General features: G+C 39.9%; 14 protein-coding genes and 5 tRNA genes. 3 read left to right on the top strand and 16 right to left on the bottom strand.

All coding sequences use genetic code 11. The annotated features are described in order from the left end of the window. Positions 1–154 precede the first annotated feature (154 nt). A complete protein-coding gene (locus IPO83_13760; GenBank protein ID MBK9732318.1) occupies positions 155–2,188 on the top strand; it encodes an SBBP repeat-containing protein in 2,034 nt (677 codons plus the stop codon). A 41-nt stretch (positions 2,189–2,229) separates the two neighbouring features. Here the strand turns inward: IPO83_13760 and IPO83_13755 are convergent, their stop codons facing one another. From IPO83_13755 to IPO83_13745, 3 genes are all read right to left on the bottom strand, one after another. Further along, positions 2,230–4,347 carry an aryl-sulfate sulfotransferase gene (locus tag IPO83_13755; GenBank protein MBK9732317.1) on the bottom strand — a complete coding sequence of 706 codons (2,118 nt, stop codon included), beginning with the start codon at positions 4,345–4,347 and terminating at the stop codon, positions 2,230–2,232. 279 nt (positions 4,348–4,626) lie between these two features. Continuing rightward, a complete protein-coding gene (locus IPO83_13750) occupies positions 4,627–5,118 on the bottom strand; it encodes a DUF3276 family protein (GenBank protein ID MBK9732316.1) in 492 nt (163 codons plus the stop codon). Between the two features lie 140 nt (positions 5,119–5,258). Continuing rightward, positions 5,259–7,067, bottom strand: a complete 1,809-nt coding sequence (locus IPO83_13745; protein ID MBK9732315.1) for an ABC transporter ATP-binding protein — start codon at positions 7,065–7,067, stop codon at positions 5,259–5,261. Between the two features lie 177 nt (positions 7,068–7,244). Here IPO83_13745 and IPO83_13740 point away from each other — a divergent pair, with 177 nt between their 5' ends. After that, positions 7,245–8,351 carry a Glu/Leu/Phe/Val dehydrogenase gene (locus tag IPO83_13740; GenBank protein MBK9732314.1) on the top strand — a complete coding sequence of 369 codons (1,107 nt, stop codon included), beginning with the start codon at positions 7,245–7,247 and terminating at the stop codon, positions 8,349–8,351. Positions 8,352–8,483: 132 nt separating this feature from the next. Beyond that, the gene (nusB, locus tag IPO83_13735) at positions 8,484–9,428 is read left to right on the top strand and encodes a transcription antitermination factor NusB (protein ID MBK9732313.1); all 945 of its coding nucleotides are present in this window, start codon (positions 8,484–8,486) and stop codon (positions 9,426–9,428) included. A gap of 102 nt (positions 9,429–9,530) precedes the next feature. Here the strand turns inward: nusB and rplK are convergent, their stop codons facing one another. From rplK to IPO83_13670, 13 genes are all read right to left on the bottom strand, one after another. Beyond that, positions 9,531–9,968, bottom strand: coding sequence for a 50S ribosomal protein L11 (gene rplK / locus IPO83_13730; protein MBK9732312.1), 438 nt, complete (start codon positions 9,966–9,968; stop codon positions 9,531–9,533). Between the two features lie 201 nt (positions 9,969–10,169). Continuing rightward, positions 10,170–10,715, bottom strand: coding sequence for a transcription termination/antitermination factor NusG (gene nusG / locus IPO83_13725; protein ID MBK9732311.1), 546 nt, complete (start codon positions 10,713–10,715; stop codon positions 10,170–10,172). Positions 10,716–10,732: 17 nt separating this feature from the next. Next, on the bottom strand, positions 10,733–10,924 hold the full coding sequence (secE, locus tag IPO83_13720) for a preprotein translocase subunit SecE (protein MBK9732310.1): 192 nt from the start codon (positions 10,922–10,924) through the stop codon (positions 10,733–10,735). Positions 10,925–10,958: 34 nt separating this feature from the next. Next, positions 10,959–11,031: transfer RNA gene (locus tag IPO83_13715), tRNA-Trp, on the bottom strand. 227 nt (positions 11,032–11,258) lie between these two features. After that, a complete protein-coding gene (gene tuf, locus IPO83_13710; protein ID MBK9732309.1) occupies positions 11,259–12,446 on the bottom strand; it encodes an elongation factor Tu in 1,188 nt (395 codons plus the stop codon). Between the two features lie 288 nt (positions 12,447–12,734). After that, a tRNA-Thr gene (locus tag IPO83_13705) sits at positions 12,735–12,807 on the bottom strand. Between the two features lie 68 nt (positions 12,808–12,875). Further along, positions 12,876–12,948 (bottom strand) — tRNA-Gly (locus IPO83_13700). Between the two features lie 137 nt (positions 12,949–13,085). Then, positions 13,086–13,168: transfer RNA gene (locus tag IPO83_13695), tRNA-Tyr, on the bottom strand. 69 nt (positions 13,169–13,237) lie between these two features. Further along, positions 13,238–13,311: transfer RNA gene (locus IPO83_13690), tRNA-Thr, on the bottom strand. Positions 13,312–13,600: 289 nt separating this feature from the next. Continuing rightward, positions 13,601–13,900 (bottom strand): ribosome-associated translation inhibitor RaiA, encoded by a 300-nt coding sequence (locus IPO83_13685; protein ID MBK9732308.1) that lies wholly within the window; start codon positions 13,898–13,900, stop codon positions 13,601–13,603. Positions 13,901–13,943: 43 nt separating this feature from the next. Then, the gene (locus IPO83_13680; protein MBK9732307.1) at positions 13,944–14,828 is read right to left on the bottom strand and encodes a tyrosine-type recombinase/integrase; all 885 of its coding nucleotides are present in this window, start codon (positions 14,826–14,828) and stop codon (positions 13,944–13,946) included. Between the two features lie 58 nt (positions 14,829–14,886). Further along, entirely contained in the window at positions 14,887–15,084 is a 198-nt protein-coding gene (locus IPO83_13675; GenBank protein MBK9732306.1) for a 30S ribosomal protein S21, read from the bottom strand. A gap of 327 nt (positions 15,085–15,411) precedes the next feature. Beyond that, on the bottom strand, positions 15,412–16,680 hold the full coding sequence (locus IPO83_13670) for a glycosyltransferase (protein ID MBK9732305.1): 1,269 nt from the start codon (positions 16,678–16,680) through the stop codon (positions 15,412–15,414). Positions 16,681–16,746 lie beyond the last annotated feature (66 nt).

Below are 16,746 nucleotides of genomic sequence, written 5' to 3'. Positions count from 1 at the left end.
ACTTGACTTAACTTGGTAGATGAAAAACCAAAGCAGGAAATACTGAGTATATCAACGCGTTATTGAAGCAATCGTTAAAGCTTTCCTATCATAAACTATCTATTGAACAGATTGAAGGTGATGTCATTCTTTTAAACTTCTGAATGCATTTTTTATGAGACAGTTATTCAATTCATTTTCAAAGGACCCATTTGAAAAACAAACAGTTAAATTACTTCATGCTGGCTGCTTGTTTTTTATTTTCCTGTGTCTTGCAATTTCTTCTGAAGCACAATACAACATTGTGGATTGGGGTGCCTACTTCAGCGATGATGCAACAGGTTGGAATTTTGAAGATGATGAATTGATTGATGATATAAAAGTGGACAACCAAAATCCGGAAAATATTTACGTAGTGGGAAGAACTCGTTCTGCATTAGGAACCACCGAATCGTGTCCGGGAAATCTCCTCTCTTTTGGAAAAGGAGATGTATTGCTTGCAAAATATAACCGTTGTGGTGAATTACTATATTCAAGATATCTTGGCAATAAAAAGAAAACTGATTATGCATATTCCCTTGCGATGGACTACGATGCTTCAGGAAATACTTTTGTATATGTAGCCGGAGAAATGAAGACCAGTGGAACAGGTCCCTTAGCATTTACATGTGATGGTGGTCCCACTCCGTTTCGTGATACTCCTGTTGGTACCTGGGACGGTTTTATCGCTAAATATGATCAGAAAGGTGACCTTCAGAGATGGACTTATTTCGGTGGCAATGATGCAATAACAGAAGAAGTGGATCAGATACTTGGAATAACCATTATCAATCACAAAGTTTTGGTGGTTGGTTACACTGAAAGCGCTGACTTGTATAAAAATGCAGTTCATACAGAGGATACTACTTTTGAAGGTGCGGGGGATGGATTCTTCGCAACATTCTCTTCAGATCTTCATTCCCTTGACTATTTTACTTACATCGGCGGCGCCGGAAAAGACCGTTGTCATGGCATCACGGTTTACCAGCAAGGCACAAATCCGCCGGATATTTTTATTGATGGCACTACGCCGAGTTCAAGTGGCATTGCAGAAGGCAATGCGTTTGATATTTCGTTAAGTGGGGACCTTGATGCGTTTGTTGGCAAGTGGGAAGATGATGATGGTGATGGCACCTACACCAAAACATGGGCTACATACATTGGCGGCACCGGCATCGAACGTGCGCGCGATATGGATGTTGACAATAATGGAAATATTATTCTGGTGGGTCAGACCAACAGCGCAAACCTGCCCTGGGCACACGGATACGACTCAACAAGAAATGGTCAGTTCGACGCCTTTGTAATCAAATTGCCCAACGCAGGTGGTGCTCCTTTTTGGGGTACTTATTTCGGAGGATATGCTGATGAAGAATCAGTTGGTTTGGTTTGGAGAAAAGGTGCGAAAGAAGATCATGTAATCATTGGTGGAATCACCTATAGCTCACAGAAAGAAAGTTGTCTGCCGGTTCCGAATCCCGACAATTTCACACCTTTTCCACTGAAAGATCCAATGCTTAAATACATCAATGGAAAACCGGGTGCAAATTATTGTCCGGGCACGGTTGGTGATGCCTTTATTGCTGAACTGTCGGATAAACCTGTCGGTCAGTCGCTTGTTTTCTCCACCTATTTAGGCGGCTCAGGCAATGAAGTAAATGGAGAGAATCAATTGAGTTACAATCCATCTTTCGCTATCACGAAGTATGGAGAATTGTATGTGGCCTTCAATTCAAGAAGCATTGACATTGCTGCGCAACTCGGGCCCTCGATACATAAACTTTATGGAAGTTACCACGGTGGTATTGATGCCGTGGTGGCACGACTGATTGACAGCAATGCATTTCATTATCACTGTACGGTATTTCGCGATGCCGGAGAAAATAACGGAACATCTGCTAATCAAATCATCGATGAAACAATGAATGTTTATCCCAACCCCTTTCATGATTTGATCCATTTAGAAGTTGTGGCAGATGATGCATCAGTGATTTCTTATGCAGTATTTGATCAGGTGGGAAAACTTATTGAGAAGAAATCAACAGAATTATATTCCGGTACCAATCAGCTTCCAATAGATCTCTCCCACCAATCAGCAGGTATGTATTTATTGCAGATAAGTCTTCCTGATAAGACACTACAGGTAAAGTTATTGAAGCAGGAGCGTTGATTTATAATTTGAATGTAAAATGGTTGCATGGTAACTGAATGCTACCTCACAACCAACTGTTTTCTATAAGTTGAATGGGAGCTTTGCAACGTTACCACGTAAATTCCGGATGGCAATTGATGCAGGTCTATTGTGTTAAAGTTAGTTCCCTTTACTGACATGAACGATTCTTCTAAACTGATCTCTCCAAGAATGTTGGTCAAGGAAAGAGTTACCTGAACTGATTGATTCATTCCAAATGATACTATTAATTTATCCGTGGCAGGATTTGGATACATTGCTATCGAAAACTGTTCACCGGAAATAAATTCAGTCATGGTACTCAGCGTGGTGAATGTGTCAACTCCGGAATAAGCAGAAGAATCCTGCACAGATGTGCAAACAGATTGTATGCGCCAGGCATAAGATGAATCAGATTGGAGATTCGAAAGTGTAATAGTATTGGTTTCAACCGGAATAGAGGTCCAGCCGGAAGCAGAGACCAGTTTGTATTGAAAAATAAAAGAGGAATTAAAATTGGGTACAGACCATTCAAGTACTGCCGAATCAGAAGTAATGTAAGTAAGCTCAAACATTGAATCTACAACAGGTGCACACCGGTTCCAGTCAAATTTATGTGCACGATAGGAAACATAGTATTCACTGTCGAAGTTAAATTCCCAAACAATATTTCCCGCTGCATCCACTTCTGAAAAGCGCGGTACCTGGTTAATATTTGATGACAACAATCCCCAGTCAATAAAAGTATTGCCATTGGAAAGACGTTGTACACTGCCCATGGCAGGACCAAAAACATTTACATTGCCGACCATCGGATGTTTGTATTTCCATACCATCGTAGCAACTTTATTGACCTGGTCAAGCTGGTATTCCTTTGCACTTGAAACATTCGGAGTTACATTATTACCATTGTTGAAAAGCGTATAATTTCCACTTGCGAGTCTTCGAAAATCGTGTTGCCCGCTGAAATGAGTAGCATCAGGATCGTCAACAAATGTAAACTGGTTATTGTCACCTCCCATCCTCCACATCATCTCGCCTGTTGTCAAATCAATCTTGGTAATTTCACATAAATGCCTGGAAGATAACAGCAGGTTACCATCCGCATCCAGTTCCAACGAATTAGAATGGGTCCAATCAAAAACCGGTTGACCTTGTGTGACTGCAATGAAAGCCCACCCAATAGCATCCGTATATAACATATGATCCCAGCTTCGCCACTGAAAAATCACATTCTGATCTGCATCAAGTTCCTGTATCACGCAACCAATCACATCTACTGTATCTAAACCTCCAAGGTCAGAGAGATCCTGATTCGGATGTGTGTCATAGCAAATCATAAAACTTTTTCCATCAGGATAAATCAGGAACTCATGTTCATCTGCACGGTAACCATTTCCCATGAAATACTGCTTTACCACATTGTAGGATGAATCCATCACATCAAAACAACTGTCTACATAATTGTAATAAGTGAGATATCCGTTTTTATTAATTGTGAAACCAATTCCGCGTTCATCATCAAATGTTGCATAAAGTGAATCACCTTCATTGCTGATTATGGATTTACCAAAACATCCATCACCACCTCTGAAGTTAAAGTAAAACACATCCTGCTTTAATTCATTACCTGTAGAAGTAATGGTATAAGTTGGCATTGCACAAAGATCCCGCACATCACCATCATGCGCGTCAACCGGTATTCCGGAGTCAATCAGCTCAATATCTTTTGCGTACTTAAGTGCTTGCCTGATACTTTCTTTATCATTGGATGAATAAACAGGATGAATATCAAACTGGAATGCAGTTCCTGAAATGAGTGCTCCATTTGTTTTGCGGAAGCCATCAGCCACATTCACATAAACCTGCTCGCCTTCTGAAAATTTCTTAAGCGGATAAATGACTATTGTCTTACCATCATCAGCCAATACAATCCGGCACGCATGTACCCCACTTAACGAACCGGTTACATGAATCAACAACGAACTTAAAGAAGACTTGTCAATCATTGATCCGTTTCTTAAAATAATATTTGTTTCAGGATGGTGATAGGTGCTGCCCGGAACCGGTGATACATATTGAAACTGACCACTCGCGGTTTTTGGTGTAGTGAAGACTAAAAATAAAAGGGCAAAAAATATAGCAGTAGAAATTTTCATGCCTTGGTGTTTAAATTTTATGATTGAAGGCACAAAATAACGCATTTGAAATCAAATCTGATGAGGGTAGTTGCAGGTTACATTTCAAAGTGTCGCTTTCAATAACGATAACCAGGTAACAATGTAAAAACACAGAAAACGCCCCTTTGCCATTATTCAAATGGCATAAGCTTTATGCAGAGAAGAAAAATACCTTACATAATATGAATGCTGAAACTGACATACTGTAATAAAAAAACTCCCTTTCAAGGGAGTTTTATCAATCAAATAAATTACGCCTTACCACTTTAAATCATCATCGTCAACATGATCGACGGGAGGAGGTGGTGGTGCTGATGGAGCCGGTGGTTCCGGTTGTACATCTTTAATGGGTTCATCAAAATTCTTGGCTGGTGCATCTGCGGCAAACGTCAAATCATGATGCTCAGTTTCAGCATCTCCTCCTTCCAACCTGTTCATTTCACGATTCTTCTCGTACTCAGCCTGGCGTTTCGCAAATTCGTCGAAATCATAGTGCGGCATCAACTCCGTCTTAACATGATCTATTGTTTCTGTAAGCGATTCAAGAAATTTGTTAAAATCTTCTTTATAAAGAAAAATCTTGAAACGCTCATAGCTGTCATCCTGGCGCTTCTTACTTTCTGTTATCGTAAGAAAATAATCATTCGCTTTGGTTGACTTCACATCGAAGAAATACGTTCTTCTTTTTCCTGCCCTCAGTTTTTTTGAGAAAACTGAATCAGATTTAAAATTTCCTTTTTTTTCCTCCACAGTATATATGTTTTGTTTCTAACCTTCGCAAATATATTGTTTTCCAATTCTAAATTCAAAATCTTTTCGTGAGCTGCGAAAATGGAACCATAAACGTTAGATGAAATTTAAAATAAATTCAGCCAGCAGCAGGATGATAGTTAAGAAACAGGAGCGTCAACTGCTCTTTTCTCCTCCAGGAGCTGGCGCTCAAATAATTCATAGTATACACCCTTTTGCCGCATTAGTGAATCATGATTACCCTCTTCTGCTATGGCACCATCATCAATCACAATGATCTTGTCAAAATTGAACAACGAAAATATCCGGTGCGTAATAATAATCGTGGTTCGGTCATGAAGAAACGTATCAAGGTAACCCAGGATATTTTTTTCTGTTTGCGCATCCACTGCTGACAGGCAATCATCAAATACAACAACCTTCGGATCTTTGATGAGTGCACGCGCAATAGATATACGCTGCTTTTGTCCGCCCGATAATGTAACACCGCGCTCGCCAACAATTGTTTCGTATTGTTCCGGGAGCTGCAGGATATCTGAATGTACAGCAGCATAAGTTGCCGCTTCCACTACTTTTTCTTTATCGAAATCTTCTGCCTCCATTCCAAAACCAATATTGTTAAATACAGAATCAGAGAATAAAAAAACATCCTGTGAAACATACCCGATCTGACGTCTGAGCGCAAACAAGTCCAAAGATTTAATTTCTTTTCCATCCAGCAATATCAACCCGGAATCAGGATCATACATCCGCACGATCAATTGTCCAAGCGTAGATTTCCCTGACCCTGTTCTTCCAATAATGGCCATTCGCTCTCCCGGCTTCACTGTAAACGATACATTTTTTAATGCGTGGATACCAGTTGTCGGATAAGTAAATGAAACATGTCTGAATTCAATCAGCCCTTTCACTTTCATTCCGGCTGAAGATTGCGAAGTAATTTCAGGTGTAACACGGAGAAACTCATCAATCCGTTTTTGAGACGCTGCAGCACGTTGAACCAATGCCATCACCCAGCCTACTGAGGCAATTGGCCATGTAAGCATATTGATGTAAATCACAAATTCCGCAATGTTTCCGGAGGTAATTTTCCCCTGGATTACCTGGGTTCCTCCAATAAAAATGGTCAGCACCGTACTTAACCCAACCAGTAAAAAAATGAGGGGAAAATAAATCGCTTCCACCTTTGCCAGTTCGAGATTATTGCCTCTGTAATTTTCACATTCCTGATTGAAATAGTTATTCATGAACTTCTCCTGCACATATGATTTGATGACGCGAATACCTGAAAATGATTCTTGTGAAATGGTGGTTAAAAAGGACAACTGCCTTTGAATGGCTTCGCTCTTTCTTTGAATGATACCATTCACATAATAAATGGAATACCCTAATATCGGTAAGGGTGCCACAGTATACAAAGTCAGCTCCAGGTTAACTCTTACCATGGTATAAATTACCATGATAAACAACACTAACAGGTTGATGGTGTACATAATTGCGGGACCAGTATACATCCTTACCCTGGAAACATCTTCTGTAATCCTCGACATGAGATCGCCGGTATTATTGCGCTTATAAAAATCGAGGTGAAGCTTTTGATAATGCGCGAAGATTTCATTTTTTTGATCATATTCTATCAGCCTTGACATCACAATGATGGTTTGCCGCATAAAAAACAAAAATATACCCCGAAGAATGGCCAGCACCACTACCACCATTCCAAAAAACAAAATTGAAATTCCAAACAGCTTCATGAATTCGTGATCGAGTCCGGATTTGCTGTAAAACTGATGATACGAAATCTGGCTGGTAATCATATCAACAGCGTGCCGGACCACCTGTGGCGAATAGACACCAAACAAATTGGAACACGTGATAAATACAATACCCATTGCCAGCCGCAAACGGTACTTATACAAATATTTATGGAGCGCTTTTAAATGGTTCATTGTGGGTTTCACAATCAGTGTTACATTGCCACCTCAAAAAAATAAAACTACCTTTGAGGCCTTCTCAGTGTCACATCTTGCAGAATTAATACCAAAGCAAATGTAGTGGTATTGGGTTCAAAAAAGAGGCACTAATTTTAATCAATTCATTGTTTAATTCTACAAAAATCATTCTTGATGGCTGTTGCTACCAACGCTCCCGCAGAAATTTCCACTCCATTTTCGGTATTTGACCGGATGGCCTCCATGGATCATGAAGAAGTGGTGTTTTGTCACGATAAATCTTCCGGATTAAGGTCAATAATTGCCATTCACAATACAGTGTTGGGACCGGCATTAGGTGGCACACGTTTCTGGAATTATGCAAGTGATCAGGAAGCCATTACAGATGCTCTTCGCTTATCCCGTGGAATGACTTACAAAGCTGCGATAACCGGCCTTCATCTGGGCGGAGGAAAAGCAGTGATCATTGGTGATTCGCGCAAAGAAAAATCTGAAGCATTGTTTCGCCGGTATGGAAAATTTGTTCAAAGTCTCGGCGGAAAGTACATAACGGCGGAAGATGTTGGGACCTCGAAAGAGGATATGGAATGGATTGCCCGCGAAACAAAATATGTTACCGGACTGCCGGAATATCTGGGCGGAAGCGGAGATCCTTCCCCATTTACCGCATTAGGTGTTTACATGGGAATGAAAGCTGCTGCTAAAAAAGTGTATGGCAATGATTTGTTACAAGGAAAAAAAGTAATCGTACAGGGAATCGGGCACGTAGGCGAACACCTGGTTAATTACCTGGAACAGGAAGGTGCAATAATTTATGTTACTGACATTTATGCAGACCGGCTTATGGCAATAAGCAAGAAGCATAAAGTAACCGCTGTGAAACCGGAAGACGTTTATATACAGGACGTTGATATTTACGCACCTTGTGCGCTTGGTGCCACGGTGAATGATGATACCATTCATAAACTAAAATGTTCCATCATTGCCGGTGGCGCAAATAATCAGTTGGCCATTGAAGAAAAACATGGCCAGATTCTGATCGACAAAGGTATTTTATATGCACCCGATTTTGTAATTAATGCCGGTGGACTGATAAACGTAGGGATGGAACTGGAAACATATAACCGCGAACGCGTGAAAACAGAGACTGAAAAAATTTATCAACGCACACTTGATATTTTCAGCTATGCGCAAGACAAAAAAATACCTACTTATAAAGCCGCGAATGAAATTGCGGAAGAGCGCATTCAAAGCATTGCGCATTTGAATGCAAGAAGATAATTATTACGGCAATGTGTGTTTTTCCCAGGCTCCTTACGGGAGAACATCTAATGGGAAAAGTATCATTAAAAACCGGTAATAAAACATTAATTTGTTTCAGTTCATTGACTTTTCATTTTTCAAAATCACAGGATGCTTTCCAGAAGAAATGTTCGTATTAAGGTAATGCAAACAGTGTATGCTCATACACATGACCATGAGAAAACTGTAGAGCGCTTAGAAAAAACGATGCTGGAAAACATTAACAGTTTTTACAGGGCATTTCTTTACAATTTGTATATACTTTCTAAAACCACTGAGTTTGTAATCCAGGATGTTCAGATTCGTGCAGGAAAACACATCCCCTCAGCAGAAGATAATTTTCTCTCTGTACAGCTTTTTCATAATTTCATTATTCAGCATTTTGTAGAGACGGAAGAAATCTATAAAGAAATGCGCCGGGAAAAACTAGACAACCGCATTGAAGAAGATTATTTCCGGCAATTCTTTCAGGCACTCAAAAAAACACCTGAGTACTATGCCTATTCCCATTTGGAAAATCCTTTGTTGCCGGATGACAAGGAAATCATCTCTTTCCTCTATAAGAAAATTCTTTATCCAAATGAAACATTCCAGCAACACATTGAAGATATATTTCCCGGATGGCTGGATGACAAAGATGCCATTTATCACTCAGTTATGAATACGATAACAGCTTTATCACCGGCTCAAAAATCATTTGTAGTAAGAGATTCAAAAGAGACAAAAGAAGAAAAGCAATTTGCTATTCAACTCCTTCGCAGCACACTTCACCACGAAACCGAACTCGATGAGTTGATTGCACCTTTTCTGGAAAACTGGGACAAGGAGCGTCTCGCCATGATGGATTTCATATTGATGAAAATGGCTGTGAGTGAAATGCTTTACCTGCCTGAAATTCCACTTAAGGTCACCATGAACGAATATATTGATCTTGCCAAATTATACAGCACTCCAAAAAGCGGTGAATTCATTAACGGCATTCTGGATGCCATAATGAAAAAGCTGAAAGAAGATGGAAAAATTCTTAAGGAAGGTCGTGGCGTAAAAGAAGATTGAATACCGGTTTCCTCATTGCTTGGCATAAAAAAACCCGTTCCTTAAGAAAGAACGGGTTGAAAATTTTGTTTGAAGTTGAATCTGCTTTTGAAATAAGGTTGCTTAAAATGGTGCTGTGCCTTCAACAGTCAATCCCATAGAGCGGGCTGTACCTGCTACCATTTTCATGGCCGAATTAAGCGTAAAGCAATTCAGGTCGCTCATTTTTTCCTCAGCAATCTTTTGAACCTGCTCCCAGTTTACACTGCCAATTTTATTGCGATTTGGTACTGCGCTGCCTTTCTCCTTTTTAGTTGCTTCCAGAAGTGATATGGCAACCGGTGGCTGCTTGATGATGAACTCAAAAGACTTATCCTTAAAAACAGTGATTACTACAGGCAATGTCTTTCCGGGCTTATCCTGAGTCTGCGCGTTAAATCGTTTGCAGAACTCCATGATGTTTACGCCTTTTGCGCCAAGAGCAGGTCCAATAGGAGGAGCGGGATTCGCTGCACCACCCTTTACCTGTAGTTTTATGAATGTTTCAATTTCTTTAGCCATTTTTTATTTTTTTTAATGCAGTTTCCCATTTACCGGGACCGCAGTTGTTTGGAAAAATGATGCACGCGATTTAAAATATCAATGAAGCTATCAAAACTGCCAAGTAACCGGAGTGAAGCATCTCAGGTCAACGAATCAACTTTCTTCTTTGATTATGATTTGACAGGCAGATAATAAATTATCCGGCTGCTGAATTTTAAGTTATTGCTTTTCTACCTGTGCGTAGTTTAATTCTACTGGTGTCTTTCTGCCAAAGATTTTTACAGTCACCTTCAATTTTTTCTTCTCCTCATTCACCTCTTCAATCAGTCCGATAAAATCATTGAATGGGCCATCTGTTATTTTAACATTTTCTCCAATAAGGAACGGCTCGCTGATGGTTTCACCAACCTCTGCCATTTCATCCACCTTACCTAAAATCCGGTTTACTTCAGTTTTACGAAGTGGCTGTGGCTTTGCACCTCCTAAAAAATTAATCACCCCTGAAATATTTTTAATCGCCGAAAACATATCGCCATTCATCTTTGTCTCATTTGCCTCAAGCAATATATATCCAGGATAAAAAGTGCGCTCTTTAATTACCTTTTTGCCGTCTTTGACTTTATAAACCTTTTCCATGGGAACAAGTACCTGGGAAATGATTTCATTCCAACCACTGCGGCTTATTTCATTTTCAATGTACTCCTTGATCTTGCGCTCCTTACCACTGATCACCCTCATCACATACCATTTTTTCTCTTCAGACATAACTGCTTTATTTTTGATTAGAATAAATGGTAAAATGTGGTCATCGCTAAGTCTGCAGCTTTATCCATTACAAAAACAATAAACGCCACGATAACTGCTGCTACCGTAACAACTACTGTACTTGCCTGCAACTCTTCCCACGTGGGCCACGAAACCTTGTGCATGAGCTCATTGTAGGTTTCAGTGAAAAAATTTGTGATTTGATTCATATAAATTATTAAAAACTGTTAACTATTTTTTCTGCACGGGTGGAAGGACTCGAACCCTCAGCCAATGGTTTTGGAGACCACTACTCTACCAATTGAGCTACACCCGTTTATTCCTTCAATCGAACACTCAACCTATGGTTTTGTCCCAACTTTAGTCGGGATAAAAATTGAGCTACACCCTTTTATTATTATCCTTTCAATCGAATATTCAACTAATGGTTTTGTCCCAGTCCTTTTCCTAATCCCAGATCAGCCAATAATGAAATTCCATTAATAAACTGGCAGCTTACAATCTGATGTTCTATCAAATTGCAAACTGCCAATGGAAATTTTACTACTTAATGATCTCAGTAACCTGGCCAGCACCTACCGTACGTCCACCTTCGCGAATTGCAAAACGCAATCCCTTTTCCATGGCAACAGGCGTAATGAGTTTCACAGAGATAGAAATGTTATCACCTGGCATTACCATTTCAACACCACTTGGCAATTGAACTTCTCCTGTAACATCTGTTGTACGGAGATAGAACTGAGGGCGGTAATTGTTGAAAAATGGTGTGTGACGACCACCTTCCTCTTTAGAAAGCACATACACTTCACATTTAAATTCTGTATGAGGTGTAATGGATCCTGGAGCACAAACTACCATCCCACGACGGATGTCATCCTTTTCAATACCACGTAACAGCAAACCAACGTTATCACCGGCTTCACCATCGTCCAAAATTTTTCTGAACATTTCAACACCTGTAACAGTCGATTTTAATGACTGGTCCTGAAGACCTATAATTTCCACCGGATCACCGGTATGAATCATCCCTCTTTCAATACGTCCGGTGGCAACTGTACCGCGGCCGGTAATAGAGAAAACGTCCTCCACCGGCATCAGGAAAGCTTTATCCTTAGCACGAACAGGAACAGGAATCTCTTTGTCAACGGCATCCATCAAATCCTGGATAGACTGAAGACCAGCAGGATCGTTGTTCAATGCACCTAAAGCAGAACCACGAATAACAGCAGCTTTATCACCATCAAACTTATAGAAAGTCAGTAATTCACGAATTTCCATTTCAACAAGTTCAAGCAATTCAGGATCATCAACCAGATCCACTTTGTTCATGAACACCACAACCTGTGGAACACCAACCTGACGGGCTAACAGAATATGTTCCCGCGTTTGTGGCATCGGACCGTCAGTGGCAGCAACCACAAGGATAGCACCGTCCATTTGTGCGGCACCTGTCACCATGTTCTTAATGTAATCGGCGTGACCAGGACAATCAACGTGAGCGTAGTGACGACTCTTAGTCTGATACTCCACGTGGGCTGTATTGATCGTGATACCACGTTCTTTTTCTTCAGGAGCATTGTCAATGGAGTCGTAAGACTTCACTTCAGCCAAACCCTGTTTAGAAAGCACGTAGGTAATCGCAGAGGTGAGCGTGGTCTTTCCGTGATCCACGTGACCGATAGTACCAATATTAACGTGCGGTTTGGTACGTTCGAATTTTTCTTTAGCCATAACTTAATGTTTGATGAAGGTTTAAAAATGTTAAAAAGCAATGTTCGAATGAAAAATGCATGCTATGAATTCAATCATTCACATCCACTTTTTGTGTCAATGATTCTGAAACGATCAGAATATCCTTCCCGCTTTGACGGGTTGCTCTTCCTCTGAGCTACATGACCACCCAATTTAATGGGAAAATTCAATCTTAATCTCACAACAGCCTCTGACTCAATAAACATCTAACTAACTCAATATAGCTTTACCTCTATTCAGCTATTTTCCTTTAATCCAAAATACCTGAGCCGATGACCAGAATCGAACCGGTGACCTCATCCCTACCAAGGATGTGCTCTACCAACTGAGCTACATCGGCGAACGCCTGCCAGTTTTTCAATTTACGGTCGGTTGTATTGCCAGCACCGGATTTAGTAAACTTTGCAGAGCGGGAGACGAGACTCGAACCCGCGACCCTCAGCTTGGAAGGCTGATGCTCTACCAACTGAGCTACTCCCGCTTATAATTTTTTAAAGTGCAAACGGATACATTAATCATTCTTCCTCCTCTTGCAATCTTTAAAAATAAATCAGTAAAAAAAGAACGAAATCATATGCCTGCTCCTGCAATTGAAAATCTTTCAATTTTCAATTATTGTGGGGAGAGGAGGATTCGAACCTCCGAAGTCATAAGACAACAGATTTACAGTCTGCCCCGTTTGGCCGCTCTGGAATCTCCCCAGGTTGTTTGTTTCAGCTCTCAGAACCAACAAGACTCCGCTAACTTCATCAAACTTTCACTATTCAAAGAGCCGATGGAGGGATTCGAACCCCCGACCCACTGATTACAAATCAGTAGCTCTGGCCAGCTGAGCTACATCGGCATTCATTTTCTCCGGTCAATTATTGTTAAAATGAACACCCAATTTTAACTGACTAATTAAGTCAAATCCTCAATTTTCAATCAAACATCCTGCATCTGTTCACCACTCCACCCGCCAATATAGCGTTCCCTAGCAGGCGGAATTTGTGAAAACAAAAAACCCGCATCGTTAAGAACCGCTCCTGTAAAGCATTTGAACAAATTGTAACAGGCACACTTATGTTCCGACCCCTCAAAAAAGGTGGGCAAATATACGGGAATAAATAAGAAACGAGAAAGTGTTTTAAAAATTAATTCCGGATTTTCTCCTTGTGCTTTTTCACTTGGCGGATTATCGAGTCGGCAGCCAGTTCAACAGATTCTTCAAACAATTTACTGCGCTCTTCTGCAAATAAGGTTTTACCCGGAATCTGAATCTTGATTTCAGCTATCTTATCTTTTACTGTCCCTTTGTTATGATCCAATTTTAATGTCACCTGTGCATCAATTATATGGGTGACTATTGAATCCAGTTTATGAAGTTTTTTCTGAATAAAACTCTCCAGTTTCTCATCAGTATCGAAATGGATGGAATGAATCTTCACGTTCATGGCTCACTTGTTTTTTTATTTGAAGAAAAAAGCTAAAGCAATATCAGGCCTTCGGATGGGCCTTCCTGTAAATGTCTTTTAGTTTATCAATTGTATTATGTGTGTAAACCTGTGTCGCTGCAAGACTGGAATGTCCCAGTAATTCTTTAATCGCATTTATCTCTGCTCCATTATTTAAAAGTTGTGTCGCAAAAGTATGTCGTAGCACATGTGGACTTTTTTTATCAACTGTTGTCACCTGTCGCAATACATCATGAACAATCGAGTAAATTTTTCTTGGGTTCATCGGGAGACCGGAATCTGAAACAATTAAAGATGGGAAAACAGCGCTGTTAAAAGTCTTGTTACGTATAGAAATATACTCCCTGACAGGTTCCTTTAACTGGGGATTAAAGGGGATGATTCGTTCTTTATTTCCTTTCCCCAGAACCTTGATTGTAAGATTAAAGAAATCAACTGATTGATCTGTAAGTTGAAGCAGTTCAGCGCGTCGCATTCCGGTTGCATAAAACAGCTCAAAAATAATCCTGTTGCGAAGGCCGGGAAAATCCTCACCAAAATCGAAGTGCTGCCATAGAAGATCCGTTTGCTTGGAGTTGATAAAAACAGGAAGACGTTTAGGTATCTTAGGTGCTATTACCTTTGTCATCGGATTATGATCAATCGCGCCATTCTTCAGGTTAAATTTGAAGAAAGTTTTTAAAGCTGATAATTTTCGATTGATTGAACGCGGACCTGTGCCTGATTCCATAAGTGAAACCAACCAGGAACGTATAAAAACATGCTGTGCCGACAGAATATTTTCTAACTCATAATTCCTTTTCAGGAAAAGGGAGAATTGCATCAAGTCGTTTTCATAAGCTACTATAGTGAGCTTAGAATAGCGCTTTTCGTATTGAAGATATTGAAGGAAACTTCTTAAATCCATCCCGATCACAAATGCTTACAAAACAAATATAGGCATAAGTTAGGGCGCAAAAGAATATTTATTGCGCTTCCATCTGACGGGTAACCTCATCACGGTAAACAGCTTTCAGAATTTCTCCGCGCCTTCTGACAGAAGGTTTTGTAAAAGACTGGCGGGATTTCAATTGTTTTAAAATACCGGCCTTTTCAAATTTCTTTTTGTACTTCTTTAATGCCTTGTCGAGGGATTCGCTGTCGCGGGTATCGATGATGAGCATGCTGGTTGTTATTTTTTTTGGACTGCAAAGATAGTCAATGAAAGTTAACGAGCAAATTGAATATTGAAGTAGGGTGTACGACACTTCCGCTACATGGTTTTTCTCGCATTGGCGCAAAGTACGCATTGCTAAACACCTTTATTTCCTTTGTGTTTTTGCAACTATACGGGTGCTTTTTCTAACATTTGCCAATTAATTCACCCGTAAACATAAAAAAACTTTACAAGCTGTCTTTGCATTTGATAATCATTAAGATAGCCTGAATCCTTTTTCGAGTCAAATCAATCTGCCAGATATCGGTTTAATCCATTTGTTGAAAAAAAGTTGTTAGCTCCGGTTATTCAAAATAGCCTTCACGTAATTGTCCCAGCTCATATCATGTGTGGAGGCTTCCACGTTTTGTTTTTGAATGGGATATTCAATAAACCTTAACATCTGTTTGGCCATTGATGCGATATCCTGTGGTTCAGCCAGGTAACCATTATATCCATCTTTTATAGTCTCAGGGAAATGTCCAACCCTTGTGGCCAATACCGGAAGATTGAAGTTGTAGGAAAGTGATTCAACTCCGGAAGGAGTCGCAGTGAGGTAGTACAAAACAATGCAATCACTTACCTGGAAATATTTAGGAACTTCTTCATTGGGAATAAAACGATTGATAACAGTCACCTGATTCTTTAAATTTAACTCATCAATTAGTGTTAAAGGGTTATAGTCCTGTTCGTTTTCACTTTGCTTAAGTACAAGAGATTTAGCCCACTTAAACAACATGTTCTTCACCCTTGAAGATAATTTCTTATTGTCAAGCGTATTCCAAAAACTCTCTCCCGCAATCAGCAACGAAACATCATTTCTTTCTTCAGCAACCATTTTAAACGCATGTATTACATTGTGCAATCCCTTGTATTTTCTAATGAATCCAAAAAAGAGAAATACATAGCGCTTTAAATGTAATTCCTCTTTTACTTTTTCTTTGTTGAAATGCAGATCAGGCTTGAACAAATCATAGATTGGATGAAATAATTTTATGATCGTCGGATTTTCATTCCGTCCCCGGCTTCCTGTTTCATTTACCAGAAATTTCTTTTCAGGATAAAGTGTCTGTAACTCATTTGCGGTTTTATAGGCATGTGCGATGTAGGTATGTGCAGAGGCTAATCCATAAGCACTGAAATATTTATCAATTGATGATGCTTCTTTTTGAATTACCAGATGACAATCAATCACAACTTCAGCCTTCCCTGAACGCATCAGCTTTCTTGCCATCCATCCAATTGGGAGCCCTTGCAATGCAATGGCCCATTGAAAAATCACTATGTCAGGCTGAAGCGAGTTGATAAAATTCACAGTCTTGTTCCAGGTAAGCGGATTATTATAATTTGTTAAATACGTGACCTTGATATGGGTTCCCTTCAGAAAGTCCAGTTTGCTATTTCTGTCAATAAAGTCTCTTGGAATGATTGCAGGATACTGTTGCGTCCAGGATACAATATGAACTTCCGCACCATGCTTTTCAAGGGCTTTCGCCAACGATGTATTATAGTTAGAGATTCCTCCTTTAAATTGAGGGCCTGGCCCAAAACAAACGACTTTCACAGCGCTAAATTAAAATGCTTTTAGGAAGAGGTAAAGAAACACATGTTCTATAAAATAATTATACAA

The organism is Chitinophagaceae bacterium, from assembly GCA_016717285.1.
Lineage (GTDB): Bacteria > Bacteroidota > Bacteroidia > Chitinophagales > UBA10324 > JACCZZ01.
The sequence above is the reverse complement of the archived record's forward strand: the minus strand, read 5'-3'. Positions and strand labels throughout refer to the sequence as shown.

What these genes read in the sequence shown, in the direction of transcription:
- IPO83_13760 (MBK9732318.1), top strand. Translation starts at nt 155, where the DNA reads ATGAGACAGTTATTCAATTCATTTTCAAAGGACCCATTTGAAAAACAA.
- IPO83_13755 (MBK9732317.1), bottom strand. Translation starts at nt 4,347, where the DNA reads ATGAAAATTTCTACTGCTATATTTTTTGCCCTTTTATTTTTAGTCTTC.
- IPO83_13745 (MBK9732315.1), bottom strand. Translation starts at nt 7,067, where the DNA reads ATGAACCATTTAAAAGCGCTCCATAAATATTTGTATAAGTACCGTTTG.
- IPO83_13740 (MBK9732314.1), top strand. Translation starts at nt 7,245, where the DNA reads ATGGCTGTTGCTACCAACGCTCCCGCAGAAATTTCCACTCCATTTTCG.
- nusB (MBK9732313.1), top strand. Translation starts at nt 8,484, where the DNA reads ATGCTTTCCAGAAGAAATGTTCGTATTAAGGTAATGCAAACAGTGTAT.
- rplK (MBK9732312.1), bottom strand. Translation starts at nt 9,968, where the DNA reads ATGGCTAAAGAAATTGAAACATTCATAAAACTACAGGTAAAGGGTGGT.
- nusG (MBK9732311.1), bottom strand. Translation starts at nt 10,715, where the DNA reads ATGTCTGAAGAGAAAAAATGGTATGTGATGAGGGTGATCAGTGGTAAG.
- secE (MBK9732310.1), bottom strand. Translation starts at nt 10,924, where the DNA reads ATGAATCAAATCACAAATTTTTTCACTGAAACCTACAATGAGCTCATG.
- tuf (MBK9732309.1), bottom strand. Translation starts at nt 12,446, where the DNA reads ATGGCTAAAGAAAAATTCGAACGTACCAAACCGCACGTTAATATTGGT.
- IPO83_13685 (MBK9732308.1), bottom strand. Translation starts at nt 13,900, where the DNA reads ATGAACGTGAAGATTCATTCCATCCATTTCGATACTGATGAGAAACTG.
- IPO83_13680 (MBK9732307.1), bottom strand. Translation starts at nt 14,828, where the DNA reads ATGGATTTAAGAAGTTTCCTTCAATATCTTCAATACGAAAAGCGCTAT.
- IPO83_13675 (MBK9732306.1), bottom strand. Translation starts at nt 15,084, where the DNA reads ATGCTCATCATCGATACCCGCGACAGCGAATCCCTCGACAAGGCATTA.